21 protein-coding genes and 1 pseudogene are annotated in these 25,565 nt (G+C 74.3%); 9 read left to right on the top strand and 13 right to left on the bottom strand.

The genetic code is table 11. The features are described from left to right. Together VGH76_RS24265 and VGH76_RS24260 are read right to left on the bottom strand one after the other, a co-directional pair. Positions 1-492 (bottom strand): pentapeptide repeat-containing protein (locus VGH76_RS24265; RefSeq protein ID WP_331559316.1); only part of this gene is annotated, 492 nt, incomplete at its 3' end. A gap of 201 nt (positions 493-693) precedes the next feature. Next, positions 694-2,259 carry a carboxylesterase/lipase family protein gene (locus VGH76_RS24260; protein WP_331559315.1) on the bottom strand — a complete coding sequence of 522 codons (1,566 nt, stop codon included), beginning with the start codon at positions 2,257-2,259 and terminating at the stop codon, positions 694-696. Positions 2,260-2,442: 183 nt separating this feature from the next. On the opposite strand from VGH76_RS24260, the gene VGH76_RS24255 reads away from it, so the two are divergent. The 4 genes from VGH76_RS24255 to VGH76_RS24240 all read left to right on the top strand — a co-directional run bounded on the left by VGH76_RS24255 (position 2,443) and on the right by VGH76_RS24240 (position 6,308). Further along, entirely contained in the window at positions 2,443-3,102 is a 660-nt protein-coding gene (locus VGH76_RS24255) for a hypothetical protein (protein WP_331559314.1), read from the top strand. Between the two features lie 40 nt (positions 3,103-3,142). Next, on the top strand, positions 3,143-3,814 hold the full coding sequence (locus tag VGH76_RS24250; protein WP_331559313.1) for a hypothetical protein: 672 nt from the start codon (positions 3,143-3,145) through the stop codon (positions 3,812-3,814). A 69-nt stretch (positions 3,815-3,883) separates the two neighbouring features. Then, the gene (locus VGH76_RS24245; RefSeq protein WP_331559312.1) at positions 3,884-5,461 is read left to right on the top strand and encodes an N-acetylmuramoyl-L-alanine amidase; all 1,578 of its coding nucleotides are present in this window, start codon (positions 3,884-3,886) and stop codon (positions 5,459-5,461) included. A 40-nt stretch (positions 5,462-5,501) separates the two neighbouring features. After that, positions 5,502-6,308 carry a transglutaminase-like domain-containing protein gene (locus VGH76_RS24240; RefSeq protein WP_331559311.1) on the top strand — a complete coding sequence of 269 codons (807 nt, stop codon included), beginning with the start codon at positions 5,502-5,504 and terminating at the stop codon, positions 6,306-6,308. Here the strand turns inward: VGH76_RS24240 and VGH76_RS24235 are convergent. Further along, positions 6,301-6,743 (bottom strand): annotated as a pseudogene (locus VGH76_RS24235) (LuxR C-terminal-related transcriptional regulator); the annotation flags it as partial. The gene VGH76_RS24240 and the pseudogene VGH76_RS24235 overlap by 8 nt on opposite strands. 389 nt (positions 6,744-7,132) lie before the next feature. Between VGH76_RS24235 and VGH76_RS24230 the strand changes: the two are divergent. Next, positions 7,133-8,959, top strand: a complete 1,827-nt coding sequence (locus VGH76_RS24230; protein ID WP_331559310.1) for a hypothetical protein — start codon at positions 7,133-7,135, stop codon at positions 8,957-8,959. Here the strand turns inward: VGH76_RS24230 and VGH76_RS24225 are convergent. Continuing rightward, on the bottom strand, positions 8,949-9,467 hold the full coding sequence (locus VGH76_RS24225; RefSeq protein ID WP_331559309.1) for a hemerythrin domain-containing protein: 519 nt from the start codon (positions 9,465-9,467) through the stop codon (positions 8,949-8,951). The two genes, VGH76_RS24230 and VGH76_RS24225, sit on opposite strands and share 11 nt — an antisense overlap. Before the next feature lie 77 nt (positions 9,468-9,544). Then, on the bottom strand, positions 9,545-10,876 hold the full coding sequence (locus VGH76_RS24220; RefSeq protein ID WP_331559308.1) for a hypothetical protein: 1,332 nt from the start codon (positions 10,874-10,876) through the stop codon (positions 9,545-9,547). Positions 10,877-10,980: 104 nt separating this feature from the next. Between VGH76_RS24220 and VGH76_RS24215 the strand changes: the two genes are divergently transcribed. Then, positions 10,981-11,301: an adhesin gene (locus VGH76_RS24215; protein ID WP_331559307.1), complete on the top strand. Its 321-nt coding sequence runs from the start codon at positions 10,981-10,983 to the stop codon at positions 11,299-11,301. A gap of 63 nt (positions 11,302-11,364) precedes the next feature. Here the strand turns inward: VGH76_RS24215 and valS are convergent, their stop codons facing one another. Next, complete coding sequence (gene valS, locus VGH76_RS24210; protein WP_331559306.1) at positions 11,365-13,977, bottom strand: valine--tRNA ligase; 2,613 nt, start codon at positions 13,975-13,977, stop codon at positions 11,365-11,367. Positions 13,978-14,216: 239 nt separating this feature from the next. Here valS and VGH76_RS24205 point away from each other — a divergent pair, with 239 nt between their 5' ends. Then, positions 14,217-14,474 (top strand): hypothetical protein, encoded by a 258-nt coding sequence (locus VGH76_RS24205; RefSeq protein WP_331559305.1) that lies wholly within the window; start codon positions 14,217-14,219, stop codon positions 14,472-14,474. 93 nt (positions 14,475-14,567) lie between these two features. Here VGH76_RS24205 and VGH76_RS24200 read toward each other — a convergent pair whose 3' ends face one another. The 5 genes from VGH76_RS24200 to VGH76_RS24180 are packed head-to-tail and all read right to left on the bottom strand — an operon-like array spanning position 14,568 to position 20,722. Next, the gene (locus VGH76_RS24200; RefSeq protein ID WP_331559304.1) at positions 14,568-15,167 is read right to left on the bottom strand and encodes a maleylpyruvate isomerase family mycothiol-dependent enzyme; all 600 of its coding nucleotides are present in this window, start codon (positions 15,165-15,167) and stop codon (positions 14,568-14,570) included. A 22-nt stretch (positions 15,168-15,189) separates the two neighbouring features. Further along, complete coding sequence (locus VGH76_RS24195) at positions 15,190-15,531, bottom strand: Rieske (2Fe-2S) protein (RefSeq protein WP_331559303.1); 342 nt, start codon at positions 15,529-15,531, stop codon at positions 15,190-15,192. Further along, a complete protein-coding gene (gene nirB, locus VGH76_RS24190) occupies positions 15,528-18,251 on the bottom strand; it encodes a nitrite reductase large subunit NirB (protein WP_331559302.1) in 2,724 nt (907 codons plus the stop codon). Before nirB ends, VGH76_RS24195 begins: the two co-directional genes overlap by 4 nt. Then, positions 18,252-18,599, bottom strand: a complete 348-nt coding sequence (locus VGH76_RS24185; protein WP_331559301.1) for a molybdopterin oxidoreductase — start codon at positions 18,597-18,599, stop codon at positions 18,252-18,254. Continuing rightward, on the bottom strand, positions 18,596-20,722 hold the full coding sequence (locus VGH76_RS24180; protein WP_331559300.1) for a molybdopterin oxidoreductase family protein: 2,127 nt from the start codon (positions 20,720-20,722) through the stop codon (positions 18,596-18,598). Before VGH76_RS24180 ends, VGH76_RS24185 begins: the two co-directional genes overlap by 4 nt. A 330-nt stretch (positions 20,723-21,052) precedes the next feature. On the opposite strand from VGH76_RS24180, the gene VGH76_RS24175 reads away from it, so the two are divergent. Both VGH76_RS24175 and pntB read left to right on the top strand, forming a co-directional pair. After that, a complete protein-coding gene (locus VGH76_RS24175; RefSeq protein ID WP_331559299.1) occupies positions 21,053-22,603 on the top strand; it encodes a Re/Si-specific NAD(P)(+) transhydrogenase subunit alpha in 1,551 nt (516 codons plus the stop codon). Further along, complete coding sequence (gene pntB, locus VGH76_RS24170) at positions 22,600-24,003, top strand: Re/Si-specific NAD(P)(+) transhydrogenase subunit beta (RefSeq protein WP_331559298.1); 1,404 nt, start codon at positions 22,600-22,602, stop codon at positions 24,001-24,003. The genes VGH76_RS24175 and pntB overlap by 4 nt, the downstream gene beginning before the upstream one ends. 51 nt (positions 24,004-24,054) lie before the next feature. Here pntB and VGH76_RS24165 read toward each other — a convergent pair whose 3' ends face one another. Then, positions 24,055-25,071: an LLM class flavin-dependent oxidoreductase gene (locus tag VGH76_RS24165; protein ID WP_331559297.1), complete on the bottom strand. Its 1,017-nt coding sequence runs from the start codon at positions 25,069-25,071 to the stop codon at positions 24,055-24,057. Between the two features lie 62 nt (positions 25,072-25,133). Beyond that, positions 25,134-25,538 carry an ankyrin repeat domain-containing protein gene (locus VGH76_RS24160; protein ID WP_331559296.1) on the bottom strand — a complete coding sequence of 135 codons (405 nt, stop codon included), beginning with the start codon at positions 25,536-25,538 and terminating at the stop codon, positions 25,134-25,136. Between the last annotated feature and the right edge of the window lie 27 nt (positions 25,539-25,565).

Here is a 25,565-nt window from a genome sequence, read left to right as displayed (position 1 = left end):
GGTGACCCCGCGCCAGACGACGTCCTGCAGGTTCGCCAGGCCCAGGTTCGACCCGTCGAGGCGGTAGGTGACGGCGAGCCCGCGGAGGCCCGAGAGGTCGGCGCCGATCATCCGGCAGTCGGTGAAGCGGGTCTCGGTCAGCAGCGAGCCGGTGAGCCTGACGCGGGAGAGGTCGACGGCCTCGAAGACGGCATCGGTGAGGTCGGCGTCGACGATCACAGCGCCGGCCAGGGAGCCGCCGCGCACCACGGCCCCGTCGAGGGTCGCGGCGCGCAGGTCGGCCCCGCCGAGACGGCACGCGTCGAGGGTGGCGCCGGTGAGGTCGGCGCCGTGCAGGTCGGGCTCGGTCGAGGTGCAACGTCGCAGTACCGCGGCGCGCCGCCCGTCGAGCAGCGCGCGCAGGTCCAGCCCGGTGAGGTCGGCGTCCTCGACGGCCTCACCCGCGTCGAGGAGGGCCGCCACCTCCCCGGCGCCGGGCTGCGTCGTCGTCACACCGCTCAGCCTGGCACCCGTCGGGCGCTGTGCCGCCGCCCGGTCCGAGCCGTTCCGGCGAGGGGCGCCCATCGTCGATCTAGTCGACCGAAGGTGCCCTTCGCTCAGAACGGGTGGCCGGTCCGGGCCCACCGTCCGGCGAGGGGCGCCCATGGCCGATCTAGTCGACCGAAGGTGCCCTTCGCTCAGAACGGTGCGGGCTCAGCGATAGCCCCGGAACCCCTGCCACGCCAGCCGGCGCTCGGGACGTGGATCGCTCTCGATGCGGTCGGTCTCGTCGAAGATCCGGGTCATGCGGGCGTCCGACGTGTACCGCGGCCAGTACCCGGCGGGCTCCCCCTCGTGCGCGAATGCGGTCCACGCGCGCTGCATCCGCTCCGAGGTCTCCCGCAGGTCTCGCCGCCCCCCGAGCGCCGTCAGCACCTTGCCGGCGCGGGAGTCGGCGAGCCCGAACACCGGGTAGAGCTCGGTGCCGTGCGTGGCCCGGAGCCCGAGCAGCCGCAGCAGGCGCGGGGCGAGGTCGAACCGGTAGGCGTAGACGGGGTGCCCCGCCGCCGCGTGCGACTCCATGACCTGCACCGACGGGTACCAGAACATGTAGTCCCCGCCGAGGTCCTTGCGGTGCGGCGTGCCCCGGTAGGCGGCGAGCACCTGCTCGCCCAGCTCCGGCTGGGTCGCCGCGAACAAGGCGTCCGCCCGCTCGTCGGTCACCAGCAGGTCCAGCCGCAGCCCGGGGAGCTCGAAGAGCCGACCCTCGGTGTCGTTGGTGCCGATGATCAGCGGCACGGGGTGCTGGCGTCCCGCCTCGAAGGCGTCGAGCGGGGCCTCCGGCAGCAGGTCGCCGTCGACGGTGGGGCCGGTCAGCAGCACCCCGGGGGTGTCGTCGGCGGCGTTGCGCATCCGACGGGAGGCCGCGAGGAGGTCGTCGGTGGAGGCGGCGTCGAGCAGGCGGGCCACGATCGCCGCCGGCAGCGGCTCCCGGCCGGTGCCCGGCACCGGGAGCCCGGTGATCCCGGCGAGCTCGCGCACGTACTGCCGGGCCCACCCGCCGGCCCGCTCGGCCGACCAGGCGATCCCCGGGGCCGAGCTCTCGGCGATGGCGCGGTGGAAGAGACCGCGGGCGGCGGGCACCGTCATCAGCGTCGTCACCGAGATCGCGCCCGCGGACTCCCCGAAGATCGTGACGTTGTCCGGGTCACCGCCGAACGCCACGATGTTCTCCTGCACCCAGCGCAGCGCGGCGAGCTGGTCGCGCAGCCCGAGATTCCCGTCGAGGGGCCGCTCGGGCGTGGAGAACGAGGAGAAGTCCAGGTAGCCCAGCGCCCCGAGCCGGTAGTTGACGCTGACGTACACGACGTCGCCGGAGCGGACGAGCCCGTGGCCGCGGTACGTGGGGGCCGAGGCGGCACCGAGGACGAACGCGCCGCCGTAGAACCACACCATCACCGGCCGCGGGCCGTCGGCGGGCGTGGACGGGGCGACGACGTTGAGGGTGAGGCAGTCCTCGTCCATCGGCGTGTGCTTCCCGGCGCCGATGAACTCCCCGATCCGCTCCTGCGGGGGCACCGGGCCGAACCCCACCGCGTCCCGCACGCCCTCCCACGGCTCGAGGGGCTCGGGTGCCCGGAGGCGCCGGGCCCCGACCGGGGGCGCGGCGTACCGGATCCCCCGCCAGACGTGCACCCCGCGCGCCGCACGACCGCGGACGACGCCCGCCGTCGTCTTGACCTCCGTACCCGTGGCCTCGTCCGTTCGGCTCCCGTTCACGTCTCCACTCTGCGCCGGGCGGGCGGCAGCCGTCCGGTCGGTGTGGCGCGCCTGACGACCGCCCGGCCGGGCACGACGTCCTTCCCCACCCGGCCGTACGTGAGAACACGAAGAGTGACACCATCGAGTAGAAAGCGCCCGATCAGTGACGCGTGTCGCCTTGTCGGCGCACAGAATCGGACCGTGGAAGCGGAGGTCGCGGCGGCGTTGTGGCAGCTGGAGGCCGCCTTCGTCGCGCACCAGGCCCGCGAGGTGCTCGAGAGCCGCAGCCCGCGCCAGAAGCCGGTCGTCCTCGCCGAGGCCGATCCGCTGGCGCTCGCCCTCGGGCTCGGCGAGACCATCGGGGCACCCGACGACGTCCGCGCGCTCACCCCCTGGTTGCTGCGCGCGGTGGTCTCCGACGACCGCGTCGACCTGCACTCGGTGCTCTCGCGCATCGCGGCCTTCTGGGACGGCTGGACCGTCACCGAGCGCACCGCGGTGCGGGACTTCATCGACACCCTGTGGGTCGCGCTCCTCGACCGGCACCCCGGCCCGGTGGCCACCCTCCCGGTCGGCACGGTCGTCTCGTTCCTCGACGACGCCTCCGGGCTCGGGGACGGCCCGACCCGGCTGCTCGGCATCTGGGAGTACAAGGACACCGCAAGCGCCGACCACCACCTCGCCGAGCTCGTCGTCGACGCGCACTACGGCGCGCGCGTCGACCCCGAGGTCCTGACGTGGGCCGGCGCGGCGCCGCAGCGCGAGCGGCTGGCGCGGGCGGCCGCGCGGGACCGCGGGGAGCCGTGGGCGGGCGACCTCGGGGCCGCCCTCGACGTCCTCGCCGCGACCCCGCCGACCTGATCCCCGGCGGCCGTCGGGGAGTCCGTGACAGGCTGACGGGGTGTCCGAGGAACGCGCGGTGGAGTCCTCGTGGGCCGGTGACCGGCTGATCGGCGAGCTCGTGCGGCGCGGCATCGGCGGGGCCGGCCCGTGGCACTCCGCGCGCCGCGTCGCCGAGGACCACCTCACCGACGCCGGCGGGGACGTCGAGACCGCGGTGCGCCGCCTGACCTCCACCCACGTCCGGCTCGCCGCCAGCTCCGGGCTGCTCTCCAGCCTCGGGGGTGCGGCCACGATGGTCGTCACCGCCCCGGCCGGCGTCACCGGCCTCTATCTGGTGTGCACCCGCCTGGCCGCCTCGATCGCGACGGCGCGCGGGCACGACCCGGCCGACCCCGTCGTGCGCACCGCCGTCCTGCTCTGCGTCCTCGGTCCCGACGGCTCGGAGCTCGCCGCGCGCACCGGCATCGACCTGCAGGAGATCTCGCTGCTGCCCGGTCTGCGGCGGCTCCCGTCCGAGGTCCGCGCCCAGCTCGACCGCCGCATCGGCTACCGGCTGGTGAGCCGCGCGGGGCGGCGTGGCGTGCTCAACCTGACCAAGCTCATCCCTCTCGTCGCGGGTCCCATCGGCGCCGGGGCGGACGGGATCACCGCCCGCTCGGTGGCCACCTACGCCGACGTGACCTTCTGGACGCGGGCCCTGCCGTCCCCTCCTTCGGGTGACCCACGGTGAGTCGTGGTTCGGGTGTGACGCATGTGGGTGTCATGGTCTTCCTCCGGGCGACCATGAGCGGAGGACACGATGGCGGCGCGGTCGGCATCCGGGACGGCGGGCGGAACTCGTCGGGCCGGTCGTGACCACCTCGGGGGTCCCGACGACGGCGGGCGCCGCCGGCGGCCCCGCCGGGGGCGGCTGCTGCTCGGGCTGGGCGCCGTCGTGCTCGTCGCCGCCCTCGCCCCCGTGGCCGCGGCCGACCCGGAGCCCGGGACGACCCCGGACCCCGCCCGCGCGGTGACCGCGCTGCCGGCGGCGACCCTTCCCCCCGCGGACGCCACCGGCGCCTCGATCAGCGCGCTCGCCCTGACCGCCCAGGCCCGGGACGGCGAGGGCACGCAGGTCGCGCGGTCGTCGACCCCGCTGCAGCTCGTCGCCGTGACGTGGACCGGACCCACCCCCGACACCATCCAGCTGCGCTCCACCGACGCCGCCGGCCGCTGGGGCACCTGGCTGCCGCTGGACTCGAACTCGGGCGAACGCGACGGCACCCCGGCCCGGACGGCGGGCGGGGGCACCGACCCCGTCTGGGTCGGCGACCGCACCCAGGTCGAGGTGCACGCGACGCGCGGCGGCGCCCCCGTCACGGATGGCCTGGCCGTGCAGCGCATCGACCCCGGCAGCTCGGCGAACGACACCGCGATCGGTGCCCGCGCCCGCGAGCGCGACTCCTCGGCGCGGGCCGGCGCCCCGCCCGCCCCCGCCTACGTCACCCGCGCGCAGTGGGGCGCGGACCCGAAGCTCATGACGTGGCCGCCGCAGTACACGGCCACGACGCGGGCAGTGACGATCCACCACACCGCCGAGTCGAACGACTACACCCCCGAGCAGTCCGCCGCGATCGTGCGCGGCATCTACGCGTACCACTCGGTCAAGAACGGCTGGGGCGACATCGGCTACAACGCCCTCGTCGACAAGTACGGGACGATCTTCGAAGGTCGCGCCGGGGGCATGGACCGGCCGGTGGTGGCCGCCCACGCCGGGGGGTTCAACCAGGAGACGTTCGGCATCGCGATGATGGGCACCCTCACCGACACCCCGCCGACGCCGGCCGAGCTCACCTCGGTGGAGCGCCTGGCCGCCTGGAAGCTCGGCGGGATGTACCGCGACCCGTCGCAGAACGTCACGCTGACCTCCGCCGGCGGCGGGACCTCGAAGTTCGCCAAGGGCCAGACGGCGACCGTCGACGCCCTGTTCGCCCACCGCGTCGTCGGGAACACCGAGTGCCCCGGCAACGCGGGCTACGCCGCGATGGACACCATCCGCGCCGAGACCGCGAAGCTCATCGCCGCCGCGGGCACCGACGTCCGCTCGGTGTGGGCCGACCACCCCGATCTCGGTCAGCCCGACCGGGTGGAGCAGCCGACCCCGGACGGTCGCGGCCGGTTCACCGACTTCGAGCACGGGTCGATCTACTCGTCGCCGGTCACCGGCACGCACGAGGTCTCCGGGCCGATCCTCGCGACCTGGCGGGGGCGGGGAGCGGAGCGCTCCGCGCTGGGGCTGCCGACCGGGGACGCGCACGCCGTCGTCGGCGGTCAGGTCCAGTCCTTCGAGCACGGCACCCTGCGCCTGACGGCGGCGACGGGCACCGTCTCCGGGTGACCCGCGAGCGCGCGAGCGCGAAGCGCGGGACCATACCGCCGTGACTCCAGAGCCCGGGTCGCCTCCGCCCGGGGTGGCGGACGCCCTCACCCGCCTCGGCGACCTGGTCGCCGAGGGGGAGCCGCCGCTGGATCTCGCCGCGCTGCAGATCGCCCGGCTCGCCGATCCCGACGCCGACGTCGATGCCGCGCTGGCCGAGCTGGACCGGCTCGCCGCGGGCGTCACCGACCTCGACAGCCTCGTCGTGCGCCTCTACACCGAGGAGGGGTTCGCCGGGAACCGCGAGGAGTACTACGACCCGCGGAACTCCTCGCTGGTCGAGGTCCTCGCCCGGCGCCGCGGCATCCCGATCACGCTCGCCGTCGTCGTCCTCGAGGTGGGCCGGCGGGCCGGACTCGCGCTGGAGCCGGTCGGGATGCCGGGACACTTCCTCGTCCATCCCCGCGACTCGGGGTGGTACCTCGACCCCTTCACCGGCGACCTGCTCGGACTCGACGAGTGCGAGGCGCTCTTCCGGGCCTCGACCGGCGCCGGGCGTGACGTGCCGTTCCACCCCGCGATGCTCGTGCCCGTCCCGGTGCAGGCGGTCCTCGTGCGGATGCTGACCAACCTGCGCATCATCCACCGCGCGGCCGGTCAGGTGCCGGAGCTGCGGTGGGTGCTCGAGGCGCGGTTGCTGTTCGCCGGGGTCGGGGCCGACGAGGTCGTGGAGCTCGCCGCGACGAAGGGCCGCCGGGGGGACTACCTCGCCGCGGCCCGGACGCTCGACCACTGGACCGAGCGACTCCCGCGCGACGCGGCCCGGCTGGCCCGCCACGCCCGGGCCTGGCGGGCGCACCTCAATTGAGGTGCGCGCCCTCGTCCAGCCCCTGCTCGATCGCGTAGCGGGCGAGCTCCACCCGGTTGGTCAGCTGCAGCTTGCGCAGCACGTTCTGCACGTGGTTCTCGACGGTGCGGTGCGAGAGCCCGAGGCGCTCGGCGATGCGTCGCGCCGTGAGGCCCTTCGCCACGAGGCGCAGCACCTCGGTCTCGCGTGGGGTGATCGCCGGACCAACGGTGCCCGCCGGTGCCTCCCGCTCCCGGTGGCGGAACTCCCCGAGCACCAGCCCGGCGAGCTCCGGACCGAAGACGGCCTGGCCGGCGGCCGTGCGCTCCACGGCGTCGACCAGCTCGGTGACCTGCGCGGACTTGACGAGGTACCCGGACGCCCCGGCACCGCGGCCAGCACGTCGCCCTGCTCGGCGCTCGCGGAGAGCACCAGGACCTTCGTGGCGGGCAGCGCTTCGTGCCGGGCCCGTCGTCGCGCACGCTGATCGTGACGGCGTCCCGGTCGTCCTCGAGCAGCACCCACAGCCCGGCGCCGGCCAGCCCGCGCCACAACGGGACCAGCGCGGCGTGGACGTCGACCGCGGCCCCGCGTCGCGCGGCCCGGGGTGCGCTCATCGGGCCTCCGCAGCCGGACCGCGTCATCGATCGGGGGGTCCGACCCGTCCCTGGAACGGGTTGGGCCGATCCCGCCACGGGAACCGGCCGGCGTCAGCATGCCCGAAGGGTGTGACACCAACCACGGCTCCGGGTCTCCGGCAGGGCCGACACGGTGACTGGTGGTGGCGCCACGTCACGATCCCATTACCGTGGACGCGCCGGAACGGCGAGGTGAGGAGGGCCGGGGTGACGAGCTGGGTGATGGCGGTCGAGGTGACGCCGTCGGAGCTGGTCGCTGTCGACATCGACCGCGCCGACCGCTCCGGGACCGGGTCCCTGCGGCCGCGGCGGGTCGCGCTCGCCGACGACGACACCGCCGGTGACGGGGGGACCGACCCGGTCGACGTGCTCGCCGACGCCTTCAGCCGCGTGCTCGCCGAGGTCGACGGGCCGGCCGGGACGGACGCCGACGACCCCGCGGGCCGCCCGGCCCGCATCGTGATCGCAACCCCGCCCGACACCGAGCGCCGCCGCTTCGAGGAGATCGCCGAGGCCACGGCCCTCGTCGGGCTCCCCGCGCCCGCCTGGCTGCCCGGACCGGTCGCGCTGGTCGGGGACCGGGTCGCCGCCGAGCTGGACGTCGATGGGCAGAGCGTGGTGCTCGACGCCCGGGCCGGGGGGCTCACCGCCTGGCCGGTCCGCCGCACCGCCGCGGGCGCGGAGATCGGCTCGCGGGGCCCCATCGCGACCGGCACCCGGCTCGACCAGCTCCTGCTCGGCGTCGTGCGGGCCCAGCTGCGCTCGCTCGACCCGGCGGGGACGGCCGGCTCGGGGGACGAGCCGCGACCCGGGTCCCGGACGCCGGGCGCGGCCCGGGACCTGCGGGGCGAGGCCGCACGGCTGCGCCGGAGCATCCGACGGGCCCGCGCGCAGCTCGCCGCGCAGGACGTCGACGAGGCCCGCGTGGCCGCCGAGGGCCTCGAGGTGGTGGTGGACCGCGGCGTGTTCGACCAGCTCGTCGAGCACGCCGTGCAGGAGACCCTCGCCGAGGTCGCGGACGGGCCCGAGGGCCCGCGGAGCCCCGTCGTGCACGTGCTCGCCGACCGGGCGACCCCGCTCGCGCGCCGCCTCGCGGAGCTGACCGCGGGCGGGGACCGCGCCGAGGAGGCGCTCGTCCTCCCCGGCGGCCCCCACGACGGCGTCCTGGGCTTGGCGGCGCTGCTGCTCGGCGGCCGGTCCCGGCCGGCCCGGGCGGCGTCGGGAGCGCAGGCCATCCGGGCCGCGCGGGCGGTCGGCAGCCTGCCGACGCCGGTCGCGATCGGGGCCGGCGGCGCCGGGCCGTCGGGTCCCGACGAGCCGCCGGGTCCCGACGGCGGGCACGGCCCCGACCTGGGCCGGGACCCCGACGACGACGAGGCGGACCTCACCCCGGCGGCCGGCTTCCCGGCGCCCGACGACGACGCCGTCGACGACCCGGACGCCGTGATCCCCGAGGCACGCATGCCCTCCTCACCGGTGCAGGCGCACCGGGGTGGCACGACGCGGGACTCCCTACCGGAGCCGGAGGACACCGACCCCGGGGATGCGACGGCCGAGCCGGGGGCCCCGGATCACGACGACGCTCCGGAGCGCGTTCCCGAGCCCGTCGGCGGGGGCCGTCCCGACACCGGCCACCTGGCGCTCGCCGCCGCCGTGGCCCACGAGGTGCGGCCGGCGAGCGACGCCCCGCCCGGTGGGGGCTACCCGGCGGTCGCGCCTCGGCCGGTCGGGGACGGCAACTCAGGCCGGCAGGACGCCGCGGGCCGGGACGCAGCGGAGGACCGGCTGCCGCGCGCCACCGTGCGGGGGCGCCGCGGCCCCGACACCGCACCCCAGCCCGTCTCCGAGCCTGACACCGGGGTGCGGCGGGCGCCGCGGGGCGCAGTGCCGGTCCTCGTGGTCCTGGTGGTGCTCGCGGTGCTGGCCGCGGTGGGGGTGCTGCTCGTCGGGCCCGACCAGGTCGACGCCGCGTTCGCGGGGCTCGGCGCGGCGACGGGCCTGCTGCCGGTCGACCTGTCGGTCCTCACTCGGTGACGGCCTCCACGTAGGCGTCCGGGTCCTTGTCGGAGAAGTCGAGCCCGGCCGCGTTCGCGTGCTCGGACTTGAACTGCTCGAACTTGGCCCCGAGCTCCTGCCGGAAGGCGAGGCTGGTCACGCGGCGGAACGGCTCCAGGTCGTCGGTCTCCTCCTCGGACATGTGGTGGTTGTTGGCCTGGTCGCACTCCTCGATGGCCGACCACCAGTCCTCGCTGCCGATCTCGTGCTCGAACGCCTTGCGGGAGGCGGCGCGGATGTCGTCGTGGTCGCCGATCGCGTCCTCGGTGGCCGAGGCGTCGTCGTCGTCCGCACGGCGGGCCATCGACGGGTAGAAGTGCTCCTCCTCGGCGGAGGCGTGCACCTCGAGGTGGCGGGCGAGCTCCTCCCAGACCTTGCCGGCCTCGTCGACCCGCGAGGCGTCGTCGCGCAGCTCCGCGAGCAACAGGAAGCGGCGGCGGAACCAGTCGTGGTCGTCGAGGATCATCTCGGTGATGTCCGCGGACATGCGGGGTCCTCCTGGTCGCGCGTGTGGTGGCACGCAGGAGCTACCCGGCGCCGCACCCGGGCAACCCGGGGCGCCGGTCAGGAGAGCTGGACCTCGCCGGCGCCGTCGACGAACCACACCTCGGCCCGGGCGCCGGCCAGGACCTCGGCGCCGTCCTCGGCGAGGGCGCGGTAGCGGCGGGTGTCGGGGAGGGCGATCACGACGCGGCCGCGCGGGTGGGCCCGACGACGCTGCGAGGCCGCCCGGGCCGCGGCGCGGAACCAGTCCCCGGCCAGCGTGGTCGGGTGGCTGCGGGCGCCGTCCGGGGGCCAGCCGGTGACCTCGACGTGGAGGTCGGCGCCGTCGAGGGTGGCGACCAGCTCGTGCGCCGGGCCGGACGCGCGCGCGGCCCGGATGGTGCTCCCGCGCCGCGTCAGCCACGCGGCCACCGCCGCGGCGACGTTCTGGGTGCGGGACCAGCCCTGCAGCACGTCACGGGTCGGCACGACGATCTCGTCGCTCTGCTCCGGGACGCGCCGCAGCGCCGCCCGCTCGGCCATCCGCTCGCGCAGCGCCGTGCGGGCGGTGGCGGCCGGCGCGAACGGCAGGAAGCGCAGCAGCGGCACGTCGGGGTCGTCCGGGGCCCAGTCGTCGCGCTCGGAGCGCCGCATGCGTGCGACGTCGTCGGCGGGCGCCTTCGCACGGCGGCCGGGTCGGCGCGACGGCGCCCCGACGAGCGCCGGTTCCCGGACCTTCTGCTCGACCGGTTCGGGGGCCTCCTGCCGAGCCGGCTGCTCGGCGGCGGCCGGCTCGTCGAGGGGTTCCTCGGCGGGCGGGTCGGGGCGGGTCGAGTGTCTCTCGGGCGCCGCGGCCGTGAGCCGGGTGCGGATCGGGGTGTCCCTCGACCGCGCGCTGCGCTCGACGAGGCCGGCCTTGACGAGCTTGCGGCACTGGTAGTTGAAGGCCTTCGGGTCGACCTCGGGGTGCCGCGACGCGAGGGCCGCGGCGAGCTCGTTGTCGGTGAGGCCCACCGGTGTCTCGGCGAGCGCCGCGACGACGTCCTGCTGGATGGGGGTGAGCGCGGGAGCCGGCGTGGCGCCCGCGTCCCGGAGTGCCTCGAGCATCTCGGGCGGCTGGTCGGGCTCGGTGGTCTGCTCGACGAGGGCCGGCGCCGGATCGGCGTCCCGGGTCCCGGCCTCGCCGTCCGGGACGAGTCTGGTGCGCACCGGCCGCGTCCCCACCCGTTCGACGGCCCCGGCGGCCACCAGGCGGCGGCACTGGTGGTTCGCGGCCTTGGCGTTCAGGCTCGGGTACCGGTCACCGAGAGCCGTGGCGATCTCGGCGTCCGAGAGACCCTCCGGAGTTCCGGCCAGCAACCGGATGATGTCCTCACGCGGCCCGGCGGCCGACTCGGGGACCGGGAGCGCCATGGCCGCTCTCCTCCGTGAACGGTGCGCCCGACCGGGGGACTGCCCGTGTGACGGGACGCGCGATGACGTGCGTGACCTTCCTGTGATCCGTATGGTAACGGGGCATGCTGGCACTGACGGAGACGGCTGCCGAGGCCATCTCCAACATCCTCGAGACCAACGAGATGCCCGAGGGCTCCGGCCTGCGCATCGCCGCGACGCCGAACATGGCGGAGGAAGGCCTCGAGCTCTCCGTGGCGCCGAACCCCGCCGCGGACGACACGGTGCTCGAGGGCGGCGGCGCCGTCATCTTCCTCGAGCCGACGGCCGCCTCGGCGCTCGACGACAAGGTGCTCGACGTCGAGAAGATCCCGGAGAACGAGACCGACGGCTCCGGCGACGAGTACCGCTTCGCGATCACGCCCCAGTCCGAGCTGCAGGCCTGACCACCCGGCCTCCCCGGCCGACCCCCCCGACGGCGACCGCACGGCCGCCGTCGAGACCCCGCCTCAGGCCTGCACGGCCTCCACGGGGCCGCCCACCCGCGTGACCAGCTCGCCGTCGTCCGACGGCACCAGCTCGACGTCCCGGACGCGCCCGGCCGCCTGCACGTCGTCCAGCACGACGCGCAGGGCGTCCAGCCGGTCCGGCGCGCCCGAGACCGACGCGCTCTCCACCTCGGTGCGGATCGAGAGCTTCTGGTCCGACTTGCCCTTGCGGATCCCGGAGATGACCTCCGAGGCGACGTCCAGGACGTCCTCGTCGACCCCGTCGACGGCCGGGAGCTCCGTCGTGGTGGGCCACGCCGTGCGGTGCACCGAGCCGGCCTGCCACCAGGACCAGACCTCCTCGGCGACGAACGGCAGCACCGGCGCGAAGAGCCGCTCCAGCACGCGCAGCGCCACCGCCAGCGCGGCCCGAGCTGAATCCCGCCCGGCGTCATCGAACTCGCCGTACGCCCGGGACTTCACCAGCTCCAGGTAGTCGTCGCAGAAGAACCAGAAGAACTGCTCGGTGATCTCGAGGGCCACCGCGTAGTCGAAGCGCTCCAGCGCCGCCGTCGCGCGCTCGACCACGCCCGCCAGCCGCGCCAACAGCGCCCGGTCGATCGGCGCGGTGACCGCCGACGCGTCGGGCTCGCCGGTCGCGACGCCCACCCCGAGGATGAACTTCGAGGCGTTGAGCAGCTTCATCGCGAGCCTGCGGCCGACCTTCATCTGGCCGCGGTCGAACGCGGTGTCGACGCCGGGGCGCCCGTTGGCCGCCCAGTAGCGCACGGCGTCCGAGCCGAACTCCTCGAGCAGGCCCATCGGGGTGACGACGTTGCCCTTGGACTTCGACATCTTCTTGCGGTCCGGGTCCAGGATCCAGCCCGAGAGCGCCGCGTGCGCCCAGGGCAGCTCCCCGAACTCCAGCGAGCTGCGCACGACCGTCGAGAACAGCCAGGTCCGGATGATGTCGTGCGCCTGGGGGCGCAGGTCCATCGGGAAGACCCGGGAGAACAGGTCCTCGTCGAGCGACCACCTGCCGGCGATCTGCGGGGTCAGCGAGGAGGTGGCCCAGGTGTCGAGGACGTCGGGGTCGCCGGTGAAGCCGCCCGGTTGGTCGCGCTGCTCGGCGGTGTAGCCGGGCGGGACGTCCGTGGTCGGGTCGACCGGGAGCGCGGCATCGGGCGGGGTGAGGACCTGCTCGGCGAGCACCTCGCCGTCGGCGTCGAGGGCGTACCAGACCGGGATCGGGACGCCGAAGAACCGCTGCCGGCTCACGAGCCAGTCCCCGTTGAGCCCGCGGACCCAGTCCGCGTACCGGTGGCGCATGTAGTCCGGGTGCCACACCAGCTCGTCGCCGCGGCGCAGCATCGCCTCCCGCATCTCGGCGTCGCGGCCGCCGTTGCGGATGTACCACTGCCGGCTGGAGACGATCTCGAGCGGCTTGTCGCCCTTCTCGAAGAACTTCACCGGCCGCGTGACCGGCCGGACGTCGCCGATGAGCTCACCGGTCTCGGCGAGCATCGCAACGATCTTCTCCTTCGCGGTGAAGACCGTCGCCCCGGCGATCTCCTCGTACCGGGCGCGACCCTGCTCCGAGGTGATCCATTCCGGGATCTCGCGCAGGAGCCGACCATCGCGGGTGATGACGGTGCGGTTCGGCAGGTCGAGCTCGCGCCACCAAGCCACGTCGGTGAGGTCACCGAAGGTGCAGCACATCGCGATGCCCGCACCGCGGTCCATCTCGGCGGCCGGGTGCGCGAGGACCGGGACCTCGACGTCGAAGAGCGGCGAGCGCACCGTCGTGCCGAACAGCGGCTGGTAGCGCTCGTCGTCGGGGTGGGCGATCAGCGCCACGCAGGCCGGGATCAGCTCGGGGCGGGTGGTCTCGATCGCGATGTCGCCGTCGGCGCCGTGGTAGGCGATGCGGTGCCAGGCGCCGGTGTGGTCGCGGTCCTCCAGCTCGGCCTGGGCGACCGCGGTGCGGAACGTGACGTCCCACAGGGTCGGCGCCATCGAGACGTAGGCCTCGCCGCGGTCGAGGTTGCGCAGGAACGCGCGCTGGCTGATCGCCCGCGCGTCGGCGTCGATCGTCTGGTACGTGTGCGACCAGTCGACCGACAGGCCGCCCCGGCGCCACAGCGCTTCGAAGGCCTTCTCGTCCTCGGCGGTCAGCGTCTCGCAGAGCTCGACGAAGTTCCGCCGCGAGATCGCGATCTGCTGCTTGCCGGGCTTCTCCGGCGGGGTGAAGTCCGGGTCGTACGGGAGGCTCGGCTCGCAGCGCACGCCGTAGAAGTTCTGCACGCGGCGCTCGGTGGGCAGGCCGTTGTCGTCCCACCCCATGGGGTAGAAGACCTGCTTGCCGCGCATCCGCTGGAAGCGCGCGACGACGTCGGTGTGCGTGTAGCTGAAGACGTGCCCGACGTGCAGCGACCCCGACACCGTGGGCGGCGGGGTGTCGATCGAGAAGACCTGCTCACGCTCCGCCGACCGGTCGAACCGGTAGGTCCCCTGCTCCTCCCATACCGCGGTCCACCGCTCCTCGAGGCCGTCGAGCGTCGGCTTCTCGGGCAGCTGCGGCGACGACGGTGCCGACCGCGCCGATGCAGCCAGGGAGGAGGGGGACTGCGTCATGTGACCAGTTTACCGAGGGGGTCCGACACCCTTTCGGGCTGGACGGACCGGATCGGGCACACCTGCTGCGCCGTGCGGGTGGATCCCGTAACGCCCCCGGCCGGCTCGGGAACGCCCGGCCGCCGCGCTCGGGTGCTGCGCCCTCGCGGCCCACCCCCACCCGGTCCGGGGCGGCGCGCGGCGGGGTCGCGCCGTGGGAGACGCCGCCGATCGATCGGCCGTCGACTCGAGCCGGCCTCGTGGCGGTCGCGGTCGGGGCGCTGGGTGCGTTGCTCGGGCTCGCGCCCTGGTCGGGACTGCTGCCGCGGGTGCTCCCGGTCGCCGCGCTCGGCTCGATCCCGGTGTTCGGCCTCGCGGGGGCGCTTCTCGGGGTCGTGGCGCTGGGACTCGGCGGGGTGGCGATGTTCCGGGCCACCGGGACCACTCGGGGACTGCTGGCCGGGGTGATCGGGGCCTGTGTGGGCGCGGCTGCGATCGTCGTGGGCCTCGTCGTCTGACCTCGGGCGGGGAGCTCGAGCCCCGGGGCTGACTCGCCTGGCCCCCCGCAGAACGAGGGGAACCGAGGCAACCGGGGCCGGGCCCGACCCGACCTAGAACCCCGACACCCCGGACGGCGCCCGCGTCACCAGCCACTCGCAGGAGGGCTCGTCGGTCGCGTGGACGTGGATCGTCTCCCCCGACCCCGCGAGCTCGGCCCGGCGGTCCCCGAACGTCTCCAGCAGGGACAGCGACTCCGCGATCCCGTCCGCGGCGAGCTCCGGCCCCACCCCGACCCACGGCTCGACGCCCACCGCGACCTCGGCGTCGTAGCGGTGCACCAGCGTCTCGTGCAGCATCCGCCGCGCCCACCACGACGCCGGGACGGGGCCGACGAAGCCCGCCACCGTCCGGTCCGGCCCCGCCTCGGTCAGCGCCGACGCGACCTCGGCACCGCCGGCGAGCAGCCACGTCGCGACCTCGTCCCGGGCCGACGGCGGCTCGCCGTCCTCGACCTCGCCGTGGTGCACCAGCCGGTTCCCGCCCGCGCGCACCGTCGCCGGGACCCGCCGGTGCACCCGGCCCAGGTGACGCGCCAGGTCCCGCAGCGACCACTCCGGGCAGGTCGGCACCGGTCCCGACAGATCGCCCGCCGCCTCCGCGCTCGCGGCGTCCGCGAACGCCGCGACCTGCACCAGCAACTCGTCCGTCACACGACGAGAGCCTGCCCCGGTCTCACCTGTCCGGCGCGACGAGGCTGACCACGAGCTCGCCGTCCTCCTCGCTCGCCCGGTACGCGGCCACGTCCGCCACACCCCCACCGGACACGCACTCCCCGGACCCGAGCCGGAACTGGTGGTTGTGCAGCGGGCACATCACCACCTCGGCGTCGACGAGCCCGTCGGCGAGCGGCCCGCCCCGGTGCGGGCAGATCGCCCGCAGCGCGTACACCCCGCCCGAGCGCGGACGGAACACCGCCACCGGCTCGTCGCCGACGAGGAACGCCCGCCCCTCCCCGATCGGGATCTGGTCGACCGGCCCGAGCCGCGCGGTCACCGCCTGGTCCGAGGTGGTCACGCGGGGGCTCCCGACGACGATCGCACCGGCACCTGCGGCAGCGGGATCAGCGGGAGCGCGTCGTGGAACTGGCCCGGGGTCTTCTCCTCCTGGTCGGTGGCCCACGGGTCGGAGTAGGCGTCGATCGCCTGCTGCATGCGCATGTCGAGATCGCCCGCAATACCGTCGACGTCGTCGACGATCACTCCGACGAGGTAATCCAGCCCCATCCGCGGCACGAAGTCGTAGGTCCGCTCGAGCCAGTTGGCGTTCTCCCGGTAGTACTGCAGGAACCGCCCCACGATCCGCAGCGCCTCGTCGTGGGAGTCCACGGTCGTCAGGACGTCGCCCTTCCGGATCGTCGCCCCCGCCGCGCCGCCGACGTAGATCTGCCACTGGCAGTGCCCATCGCCCTGCGGGCTCTCCACGGCGACCAGACCGACGTCCTTGACCATCGACTCCGCGCAGTTGCGCGGGCAGCCCGAGACGCCGAGCTTCATCTTGGCCGGCCCCTCGATGCCCTTGTAGCGCTCCTCCATGTCGACGCCGAGCGTGGTCGAGTCGCCGAGCCCGAAGCGGCAGAAGTCGGTCCCGACGCACGTCTTCACCGTGCGGAACGACTTCCCGTAGGCCCAGCCCGAGGGCATGTCCAGGTCGGCCCAGACCTCCTGCAGCTTCTCCTTGGGCACCCCGAGCAGGTCGATCCGCTGCCCGCCGGTCAGTTTCACCATCGGGATCTCGTGCTTCTCGGCGACGTCGGCGATCCGGCGCAGCTGATCCGGACTGGTCACCCCGCCCGACATCCGGGGGACCACCGAGAAGGTCCCGTCACGCTGGATGTTGCCGTGCACGCGGTCGTTGATGAACCGGCCGTCGCGCTCGTCGACCAACTCGTCCGGCCACATCATCCGCAGCAGGGCGGTGAGGCCCATCTTCGAGCCCACGTGGTCCCTGCCGTCGGGGGCCAGCGCCTCGAACACCGCCGAGACGGACTTCAGCCCCCGCGACCGGATCTCGGCCATCAGCGTCGGCTTGTCCATCGGGATCGCCGGCACATAGTACGAGTCCGCGGGATCTTCTGCGCCCTCCCCGCCGAGGGCCGCCTCGACGACCTCCTTGACCAGGCCCCTGCACGAGCCGCAGCCCTTGCCGGCCCGCGTCGCCGCCATGCACGCCGACACCGACTCGGCGCCGTCCTCGACGCACGAGACGAGGTCGCCCTTGGAGACGCCGTTGCAGTTGCAGATCTGGGTGTCGGCCGGCAGGTCGGCCGCGGACGAGGCGTCGTCGGCGGACCCGAGGTCGAACAGCAGCTTGACCCGCTCCTCGGGCAGCGCCGAGCGACTGTCGAACGCCTGGGTGAGCGCCGCGGCCTTCGAGATGTCCCCGACGAGCGTCGCCCCGATGAGCGTGCCCTCCCGGATCACCACGGTCTGGTAGACGCCGCGCCCGGTCTCGGAGAACTGCACGAACTCGTCGCTCTCGCGCTCCGGGGACTTCACGCCCATCTGCGCCACCTCGACGCCGGCGACCTTGAGCTTCGTCGCGAGCCTCGACCCGTGGTACTCCGCGTCCGGGTCCGCGCCGGTCACCACGTCGGCGAGCACGGCCGCCTGCTCCCACAGCGGCCCGACGACGCCGTAGACCTCGCCGCGGTGCTGGGCGCACTCGCCGACGACGTAGATGTCGTCGTCGTCGACCGAGCGCATCTTGTCGTCCACGACGACGGCGCGCTGCGTCTCGAGGCCGGCGAGCATCGCGAGCCCGATGTTGGGCCGGATCCCGGCGGTGACCACGACGGTGTCGCACTCCAGCGTCGACCCGTCGGTGAACCGGACCCCGCGGACACTGCCGTCCTCCCGCCCTCGATCGGTCGAGCTCCGCTCCGCTCCGTCTCCCCACCTGAGGATCTCGCTCGTCTTCACCCCGAGATGCATGTGCATGCCCATGTCCTCGAGCTTCGAGCGCAGCACCTTCGACGCCTCCGCCTCGAGCTGCTGATTCATCAGCACCTCGGTGGGGTGCACGACGTGGACCGCGAGCCCGTGGGCCTGCAGCCCGGCCGCGGCCTCGAGCCCGAGCAGGCCACCGCCGATGACCACGGCCGAGTGCCGGCCCTTCTCCTGGGTCGAGCTCCGCTCCGCTGCGTCTCCCTTCACGTGCCGCAGCATTCCCGTGGCGTCGGAGAGGCTGCGGAACCCGAACACGCCGGGGGTGAGCTCGGTGTTGCTGGCCCACATGCCGTCCATCGGCGGGAAGAACGACCGGCTGCCGGTGGCCAGGATGAGGGTGTCGTAGGGCGTCAGCGAGCCGTCGTCGCCGTAGACGACCTTGGAGTGCCGGTCGATGCGCACCACACGCACGCCCGCGTGCAGCGTGATCCCGTTGTCGTCGTACCAGCTGCGCGGGTTGAGGAAGATCTCGTCCTCGTCGTCGAACCCGTCGCCGTCCGGCGCGTCGCCCGACTCGGCCGCGGCCTCGGAGGCCGGCTCGTCCGGCGTCGTCTCGTTGGACGCGCCGTCGCCGCCGGCGGCGTCCGCGAGCACCTCGGAGAGCAGGATGCGGTTGTAGTTGCCGTACGGCTCGTCCCCGAAGACCGTGATCGCGAAGGTCTCGCCGCCGCCCCGGGTGAGGATCTCCTCCAGGGCACGCGCCCCGGACATCCCGTTCCCGACGACGACGAGCCGCGCGCGCCCGTCCGGGGCGTCCTCACGGCTCCGGGGCTCCTCGAGTGCCGTCACCTAGACCTCCACCAGACCGCAGTCGACGACGAGGGTGCCGGTGGTGCCCGCGGGCGCGCCGAAGTGCAGCTCGACGGTGCTGCCGGCCAGGAGGTCCTCGACCACCCGCAGCGACACGTGCATGTCGGACTTCGCGCCGACGGGCAACCAGCGGGCGGGCGCGCCGTCGAAGACCAGCACGAGCGTGGCGAGCTCGTCGGAGGAGTTGCCGGCGCGGACGTAGAGCACCTGGCCGGTGACGCCCTCGGGGACGCTGTAGCTCAGCGACGGGTGCAGCGGCGCCGGCTTGTCCAGCCCCTGTCCCTCGAACGCGAAGGCGCCCTGCAGGAACCGTGGCGTGGTGATCATGCGGTGGATTCCTCTCCAGCCGGGTGGTCGAGCGGGTCCTCGGGCGCGGCGGTGACGTCCACCGCGCAGATCTTGAACTCGGGCATCCGCGACGCCGGGTCGAGCGCCGGGTTGGTGAGGGCGTTGATCGTCTGGCCGCCGCCCCAGTGGAACGGCGCGAACACCGTGTCGGGCCGGATGGTCGAGGCGAGCCGGGCGCGCATCCGGGCGGTGCCGCGGCGGCTGCGCAGCACCACGTCGGCCCCGTCGGGGATCCCGAGCCGCGTCGCCAGGTCGGGATGGATCTCGACGACGGGCTCGGGCTCGGCGTCGAGCAGCGCCTTCGTCCGGCGGGTCTGGGTGCCCGACTGGTAGTGGCCCCGGGACCGGCCGGTGGTCAACCGGTAGGGGTACTCGCGGTCGGGGGTCTCCGCGGCCTCCCGGTGGTGGACCACGTGGAACCGGGCGCGGCCGTCCGGGGTGGCGAAGCGGTCCCGGAACAGCCGGGGCGTGCCCTCGTGCGCCTCGTCGGGGCAGGGCCAGAAGACGCCGCGCTCCGCCTCGATCCGCTCCCAGGAGATCCCCGCGTAGTCGGCCTTCCCGCCGGCGCTCGCGCGGCGCAGCTCCTCGAACACGGTGGCCGGGTCGGCGTCGAAGTGGGCGCCCCGCCCGAGGCGGGCGGCGAGGTCGGCGAGGACCGCCAGGTCGCTGCGGGCCCCGTCGGGCGCGTCCACGGCACGGCGCCGCCGCAGCACGCGACCCTCGACGTTGGTCATCGTGCCGTCCTCCTCGGCCCACTGGGTGCAGGGCAGGACGACGTCGGCCAGCGCCGCGGTCTCGGAGAGGAAGATGTCGGAGACGACGAGGAGGTCCAGGGCGCCGAGGCGTTCGCGGACGTGGTCGGCGCGCGGCGCGGACACCACGACGTTGGACGCCATGACCAGGAGCGCCCGCACCCCGCCGTCGGTGCCGAGGCGGTCGAGCATCTCGTAGGCCGAGAGGCCGGGCTGCGGCAGCTCGTCGGGGTCGACGCCCCAGACGCGGGCCACGTGCTCGCGGGCGGCCGGGTCGGCCAGCATGCGGTAGCCGGGCAGCTGGTCGGCCTTCTGGCCGTGCTCGCGCCCGCCCTGGCCGTTGCCCTGGCCGGTCATCGTGGCCCAGCCCGAGTACGGCCGCCCCGGCAGTCCGAGGGCCAGCGCGAGGTTGATCCACGCCAGCGCCGTCTCGGAGCCCTTGGCGTGCTGCTCGGCGCCCCGGCCCGAGAGGATCATCGTGGCCCGGGACTCGGCGAGCAGCCGGATCGCGCGCTCCATCACCTCGACCGGCACGCCGGTGATCCGCTCCACCCGGTCCGGCCAGTACTGGCGCGTCGCGCGCTTCACGGCGTCCCAGCCGGTGGTGCGCTCGGCGACGTAGGCGGTCTCGACGAGCCGGTGCTTGATCGCCAGGTGCAGCAGACCGTTGGCCAGCGCCAGGTCGGTGCCGGGGACGGGCTGGAGGTGGACGTCGGCCGCGGCGGCGCTGGCGGTGTAGCGCGGGTCGACGACGAGGTGGGTGGCGCCCCGCTCCCGGCCGGCGGCGAACCAGCGCATCGCCGGGGGCATCGTGTCCCCGGGGTTGGAGCCGACGAGCAGGACGGTGTCGGCACGGGCGATGTCGGACAGCGGGAACGGCATCCCGCGGTCGACGCCGAACGCCTTGTTCGCCGCGGCGGCGGCCGAGGACATGCAGAACCGGCCGTTGTAGTCGATGGCGGCGCTGCGCAGCGCGACGCGCGCGAACTTCCCGGCCTGGTAGGCCTTCTCGTTGGTCATCCCGCCGCCGCCGAAGAGTCCGGCGGCGTCCGGCCCGTACCGCTGCTGGGCGTCGCGCAGACCGGTGGCCACCCGGTCGAGGGCCTCGTCCCAGGTGGCCTCGCGGAACGGCTCGCGGCGCGAGCCGCGCACCAGCGGCGTCGTCAGCCGGTCGGGGTGGCCGAGGAGCTCCGCCGCGCTGAGTCCCTTCTCGCAGAGGCCGCCGCGGTTGGTCGGGAAGTTCGCGCCTTCGACCGCCCAGCCCCCGCCGTCGTCCTCGGCGCGCGCGGTCACCGTCATCCCGCACTGCAGCGAGCAGTACGGGCAGTGGGTGAGGACCGGGAGGGACACTCCGCCCACGGTCCGGCGGACCCGTTTCGCGGTGGTTACGTGGGCGCTACGCCTGGGGGAGCCCGCGTGGGCTCCCGCCACCGTGGCGTCCCGACGTGACCTGGGTCTCGTTGGACGGCGGGGAATCCGGTTCGTGCGGCGCGCGTCATCTCGATCGTTCAGTGTTGGTGAACGTAGCGTGGATCACACTCCGGAGGCCGGGCGCGGTCTAGCCTCCGCCGGACGGTCGTCGGAGGGATCCGGCGGACGCAGGAGACCTCGGTCGAGACGCCCGGACGCGATGACCCGTGTCCGGCGGCTCCGTCGGGGCCGGACGAGGAGGGCGCGACGGTGCGCATCGGTGTCCCCCGGGAGACCCGGGACCGCGAGACGAGGGTGGCGGCCACGCCCGCCTCGGTGACGGGCTTGCAGAAGCTCGGTTGGTCGGTGACCGTCGAGGCCGGGGCGGGAGAGCGCTCGAGCATCCCGGACGAGGCCTACACCGAGGCCGGGGCCGAGCTCGGGGACCCGTGGGGGGCCGACGTCGTCTTCGCGGTCAACACCCCGCGGTCCGAGGATCTGTCCCGGCTGCAGGAGGGCGCGACGCTGGTCTGTCGCGTGGCCCCGGCCCAGAACGAGGAGCTGGTCGCCGACCTCGCCGGGCGCGGGATCACGGTGCTCGCGACCGACGCGGTGCCGCGCATCTCCCGCGCCCAGTCGCTGGACGTGCTGAGCTCGATGGCCAACATCGCCGGCTACCGCGCCGTCGTCGAGGCGGCGAACCACTTCGGCCGCTTCTTCACCGGCCAGATCACGGCGGCCGGCAAGGTGCCGCCGGCGAAGGTGCTGGTGGCAGGCGCCGGGGTGGCGGGCCTCGCGGCGATCGGCGCGGCGTCGTCACTCGGTGCGGTCGTCCGGGCCACCGACCCCCGCCCTGAGGTCGCCGACCAGGTCGGTTCGCTGGGCGGCGAGTACCTCGAGGTCGTCGTCGAGGGCGAGGAGGCCGAGAAGTCCTCCGACGGGTACGCGAAGGCCACCTCGGAGGCCTACGACCGGCGTGCCGCCGAGATCTACTCCGAGCAGGCCGCGGACGTCGACATCATCATCACCACGGCGCTGATCCCCGGGAAGCCGGCGCCGCGGCTGCTCACCGCCGACGACGTCGCGGCGATGAAGCCCGGCAGCGTCATCGTGGACATGGCCGCGGGCAGCGGCGGCAACGTCGAGGGCTCGCAGCCCGACGAGGTCGTCGTCACCGACAACCGGGTGACGATCCTCGGCGAGACCGACCTCGCGACCAAGCTGCCCACCCAGGCCAGCCAGCTCTACGGCCAGAACCTGGTCAACCTCATGAAGCTGCTGACCCCGGAGAAGGACGGGGAGCTCGTCCTCGATCTCGAGGACACGGTGCAGCGCGGGATGACCGTCGCCCACGACGGCGAGGTGATGTGGCCGCCGCCGCCGGTGGAGGTCTCGGCCGCCCCGGCCGCGTCCGAGGCGAAGGAGCCGGAACCGGAGCCGGAACCGAAGGAGCCCCGGTCGCCGGCGTGGCGCTACGGCGCGATCGCGGTCGGTCTGGCCCTGCTGTTCGTGGCGACCGCCTTCGCCCCGGCCGAGCTCGCGGTGAACCTCACGGTGTTCGTGCTGGCCGTGGTGATCGGCTACTACGTCATCGGCAAGGTGCACCACGCGCTGCACACGCCGCTGATGTCGGTCACCAACGCCATCTCCGGCGTGGTGATCGTGGGTGCGCTGGTGCAGTTCGGGAAGCACAGCCTCGTCGTGTCGATCCTCGCCGGGATCGCGATCGTGCTGGCGAGCATCAACATCGTCGGCGGCTTCGCGGTGACCCGCCGCATGCTGTCCATGTTCACCACGGACCCGAAGGCGGCGGCGCGATGAACCCCCAGACCGCGGCGACCGCCGCCTACATCGTCGCCGCGCTGCTCGTCGTCATGAGCCTGGCGGGCCTGTCCAAGCACGAGACGGCGCGCGCCGGCGTCGTCTACGGCATCGCCGGGATCGCCATCGCGCTGGTGGCCACCGTCGTGCTCGTGGCGCAGTCGATCACCGCCGGGGCGATCGGGCTGCTGATCGGCGGGTTCGTCATCGGCGGCGCGATCGGGCTGTGGCGGGCCCGGGTCGTCGAGATGACCGGGATGCCCGAGCTGATCGCGCTGCTGCACAGCTTCGTCGGGCTCGCGGCCGTGCTCGTCGGCTGGAACGGCTACCTCGAGGTCGAGGCCGTGGGGCCGGCGCAGACCGAGGTGGCCCCGAACATGCTCGGCATCCACTCGGTGGAGGTCGGCATCGGGGTGTTCATCGGTGCGGTGACCTTCACCGGCTCGATCGTCGCCTTCGGCAAGCTCTCCGGACGGATGAAGTCCCGCCCGCTGAGCCTGCCGGGCAAGAACGTCCTGAATCTCGGCGCGCTCGTCGCCTTCGCGGGGCTCACCGTGGCGTTCACGATCTCGCCCTCGATCGGCGTGATCATCGCGCTCACCGCCGTGGCCCTCGCCCTGGGGTGGCACCTGGTCGCCTCGATCGGCGGCGGCGACATGCCCGTCGTCGTCTCGATGCTCAACAGCTACTCCGGCTGGGCGGCCGCGGCGTCGGGCTTCCTGCTCGACAACACGCTGCTCATCGTGACCGGCGCGCTCGTCGGCTCGTCCGGTGCGTACCTGTCCTACATCATGTGCCAGGCGATGAACCGCTCGTTCATCGCCGTGATCGCCGGCGGGTTCGGGGTGGAGTCGGGGACCACGTCCGACGTCGAGGGCGAGCACCACGAGGTGCAGGCCGACGAGGTCGCCGAGATGCTGCGGCAGGCGACGTCGGTGATCATCACCCCCGGCTACGGCATGGCGGTGGCGCAGGCGCAGTACCCGGTCGCCGACCTGACGAGCAAGCTGCGGGACAAGGGCGTCGAGGTGCGCTTCGGCATCCACCCCGTGGCCGGGCGCCTCCCGGGCCACATGAACGTGCTGCTCGCCGAGGCGAAGGTCCCCTACGACATCGTCCTGGAGATGGACGAGATCAACGACGACTTCCCCGAGACCTCCGTGGTCCTCGTCATCGGCGCCAACGACACCGTGAACCCGGCGGCCGAGGAGGACCCGAGCAGCCCGATCGCCGGCATGCCGGTGCTGCGGGTCTGGGAGGCGGAGAACGTGGTGGTGTTCAAGCGCTCCATGGCGGTCGGCTACGCCGGCGTGCAGAACCCGCTGTTCTTCAAGGAAGCCACCTCGATGATCTTCGGGGACGCCAAGCAGCGGGTGGAGGACATCATCTCCGCCCTGTAGGTGGGCGAAGCCCTCGTGAGCACTTTCCGTGGCTATAGCGACGGAAAGTGCTCACGAGCCGTAGGCACCTAGGGTCTTAGCCACCAGCTCCACCGACTGCCGGCGCTCGCCGGCGTCGTGGATCGCCGTGGTGATCATGAGCTCGTCGGCGTCGGCCTCGCGGGCCTTGCGCAGCAGGTCCTCGGCGACCTCCTCCGGGGTGCCGACCGAGACCTTGTCCGCCATGCCCCGGGCGACGTGCTCCTCGGCGGCGCTCCAGTCGTGGGCGAGCGCCTCCTCGGGGCTCGGCAGCGGGCCGGGGGTGCCGGTGCGCAGCCGCGCCATCGACAGCGCGTTGGCCCGGCCGAGGGCGCGGGCGCGGTCGGCGTCGGGGTGGGCGATCGCCGCGGCGCCGAGGATGACGTGCGGCTCCTGCGCGCCGGGCCCCTCGCTGGGCCGGAAGTTCTGCCGGTAGATGCGGACGGCCTCACCGGCGTCGGCGCCGCCGAAGTGGCCGGCGTAGGCGAACCCGGTGCCGAACGCCGCCGCGGCCTGCCCGCCGTAGTAGCTGGACCCGAGGATCCACACCGGCGGCAGCGGGACGTCGTCGGGGAGCGCGACGATCCCGCGGAACGGATGGTCGGCGTCGAAGCCCTCGACGTAGCCGCGCAGCTCGGCGAACTGGTCGGGGAAGTCGTCGGCGGTGAGCGCCTGGTGCGAGCGGCGCAGCGCGATCGCGGTGCGCGGGTCGGTGCCGGGGGCCCGGCCGAGGCCGAGGTCGATCCGGCCGGGGTACAGCCCCTCGAGCGCCCGGAACGTCTCGGCGACCTTGAGCGGGCTGTGGTTGGGCAGCATGATCCCGCCGGAGCCCACCCGGATGGTGCTCGTCGCGGCGGCGACCGCGGAGATCATCACCTCGGGGCTCGAGCTCGTGACGCTCGCGATGTTGTGGTGCTCGGCAAGCCAGAAGCGCCGGTACCCGGCGGCCTCGGCGGTGCGGGCGAGCTCGACGGTGTCGCGCAGTGCCTGGGAGGCGGTGGCGCCGGAGGGGATCGGCGAGAGGTCGAGGACCGAGATCGGGATGCCCATGCCGAGTGCAACGCCGTCCCGGTGGACGCTGATTCCGCGGGTCCACCGGGACGGCGCGCGATTTACATCCCGGAGGGGTCGAGCACCGACAGCAGGTCCTCGCGCCCGAACATCCGGGCCGTGTCCACGGCGGTGGGGTGCCCGGCCCGCGGGTCGGCCCCGCCGTCGACGAGCGCCCGCACCACGTCGTCCTCCCCCTTGAACACCGCGCCCGCCACCGGCGACTGGCCGCGGTCGTTGAGCCGGTTGACGTCGGCCCCGCGCTCGACGAGGGCACGGACGGCGTCGGCGTGCCCGTGGTACGCGGCGAGCATGACGAGAGTGTCGCCCGCGTCGTTCGTCAGGTTCACCGGGACCCCGGCGTCGACGTAGGCGGCCAGCGACGCGGCGTCGCCGTCACGGGCCATGTCGAAGAGCCGACCGGCCAGCTCCGCGACCTCCGTCGGCGTCCCGGCGTCGTCGCTCATGCCCGACAGCGTAGGTCGACCGGCCGG

Source organism: Actinomycetospora sp. (genome assembly GCF_036497585.1).
GTDB lineage: Bacteria > Actinomycetota > Actinomycetes > Mycobacteriales > Pseudonocardiaceae > Actinomycetospora.
The sequence above is the reverse complement of the archived record's forward strand: the minus strand, read 5'-3'. Positions and strand labels throughout refer to the sequence as shown.

Coding starts and splice junctions, on each gene's coding strand:
- VGH76_RS24245 (WP_331559312.1), top strand. CDS start 3,884: ATGGCGGCGCGGTCGGCATCCGGGACGGCGGGCGGAACTCGTCGGGCC.
- VGH76_RS24225 (WP_331559309.1), bottom strand. CDS start 9,467: ATGTCCGCGGACATCACCGAGATGATCCTCGACGACCACGACTGGTTC.
- VGH76_RS24220 (WP_331559308.1), bottom strand. CDS start 10,876: ATGGCGCTCCCGGTCCCCGAGTCGGCCGCCGGGCCGCGTGAGGACATC.
- VGH76_RS24215 (WP_331559307.1), top strand. CDS start 10,981: ATGCTGGCACTGACGGAGACGGCTGCCGAGGCCATCTCCAACATCCTC.
- valS (WP_331559306.1), bottom strand. CDS start 13,977: ATGACGCAGTCCCCCTCCTCCCTGGCTGCATCGGCGCGGTCGGCACCG.
- VGH76_RS24185 (WP_331559301.1), bottom strand. CDS start 18,599: ATGATCACCACGCCACGGTTCCTGCAGGGCGCCTTCGCGTTCGAGGGA.
- pntB (WP_331559298.1), top strand. CDS start 22,600: ATGAACCCCCAGACCGCGGCGACCGCCGCCTACATCGTCGCCGCGCTG.
- VGH76_RS24165 (WP_331559297.1), bottom strand. CDS start 25,071: ATGGGCATCCCGATCTCGGTCCTCGACCTCTCGCCGATCCCCTCCGGC.
- VGH76_RS24160 (WP_331559296.1), bottom strand. CDS start 25,538: ATGAGCGACGACGCCGGGACGCCGACGGAGGTCGCGGAGCTGGCCGGT.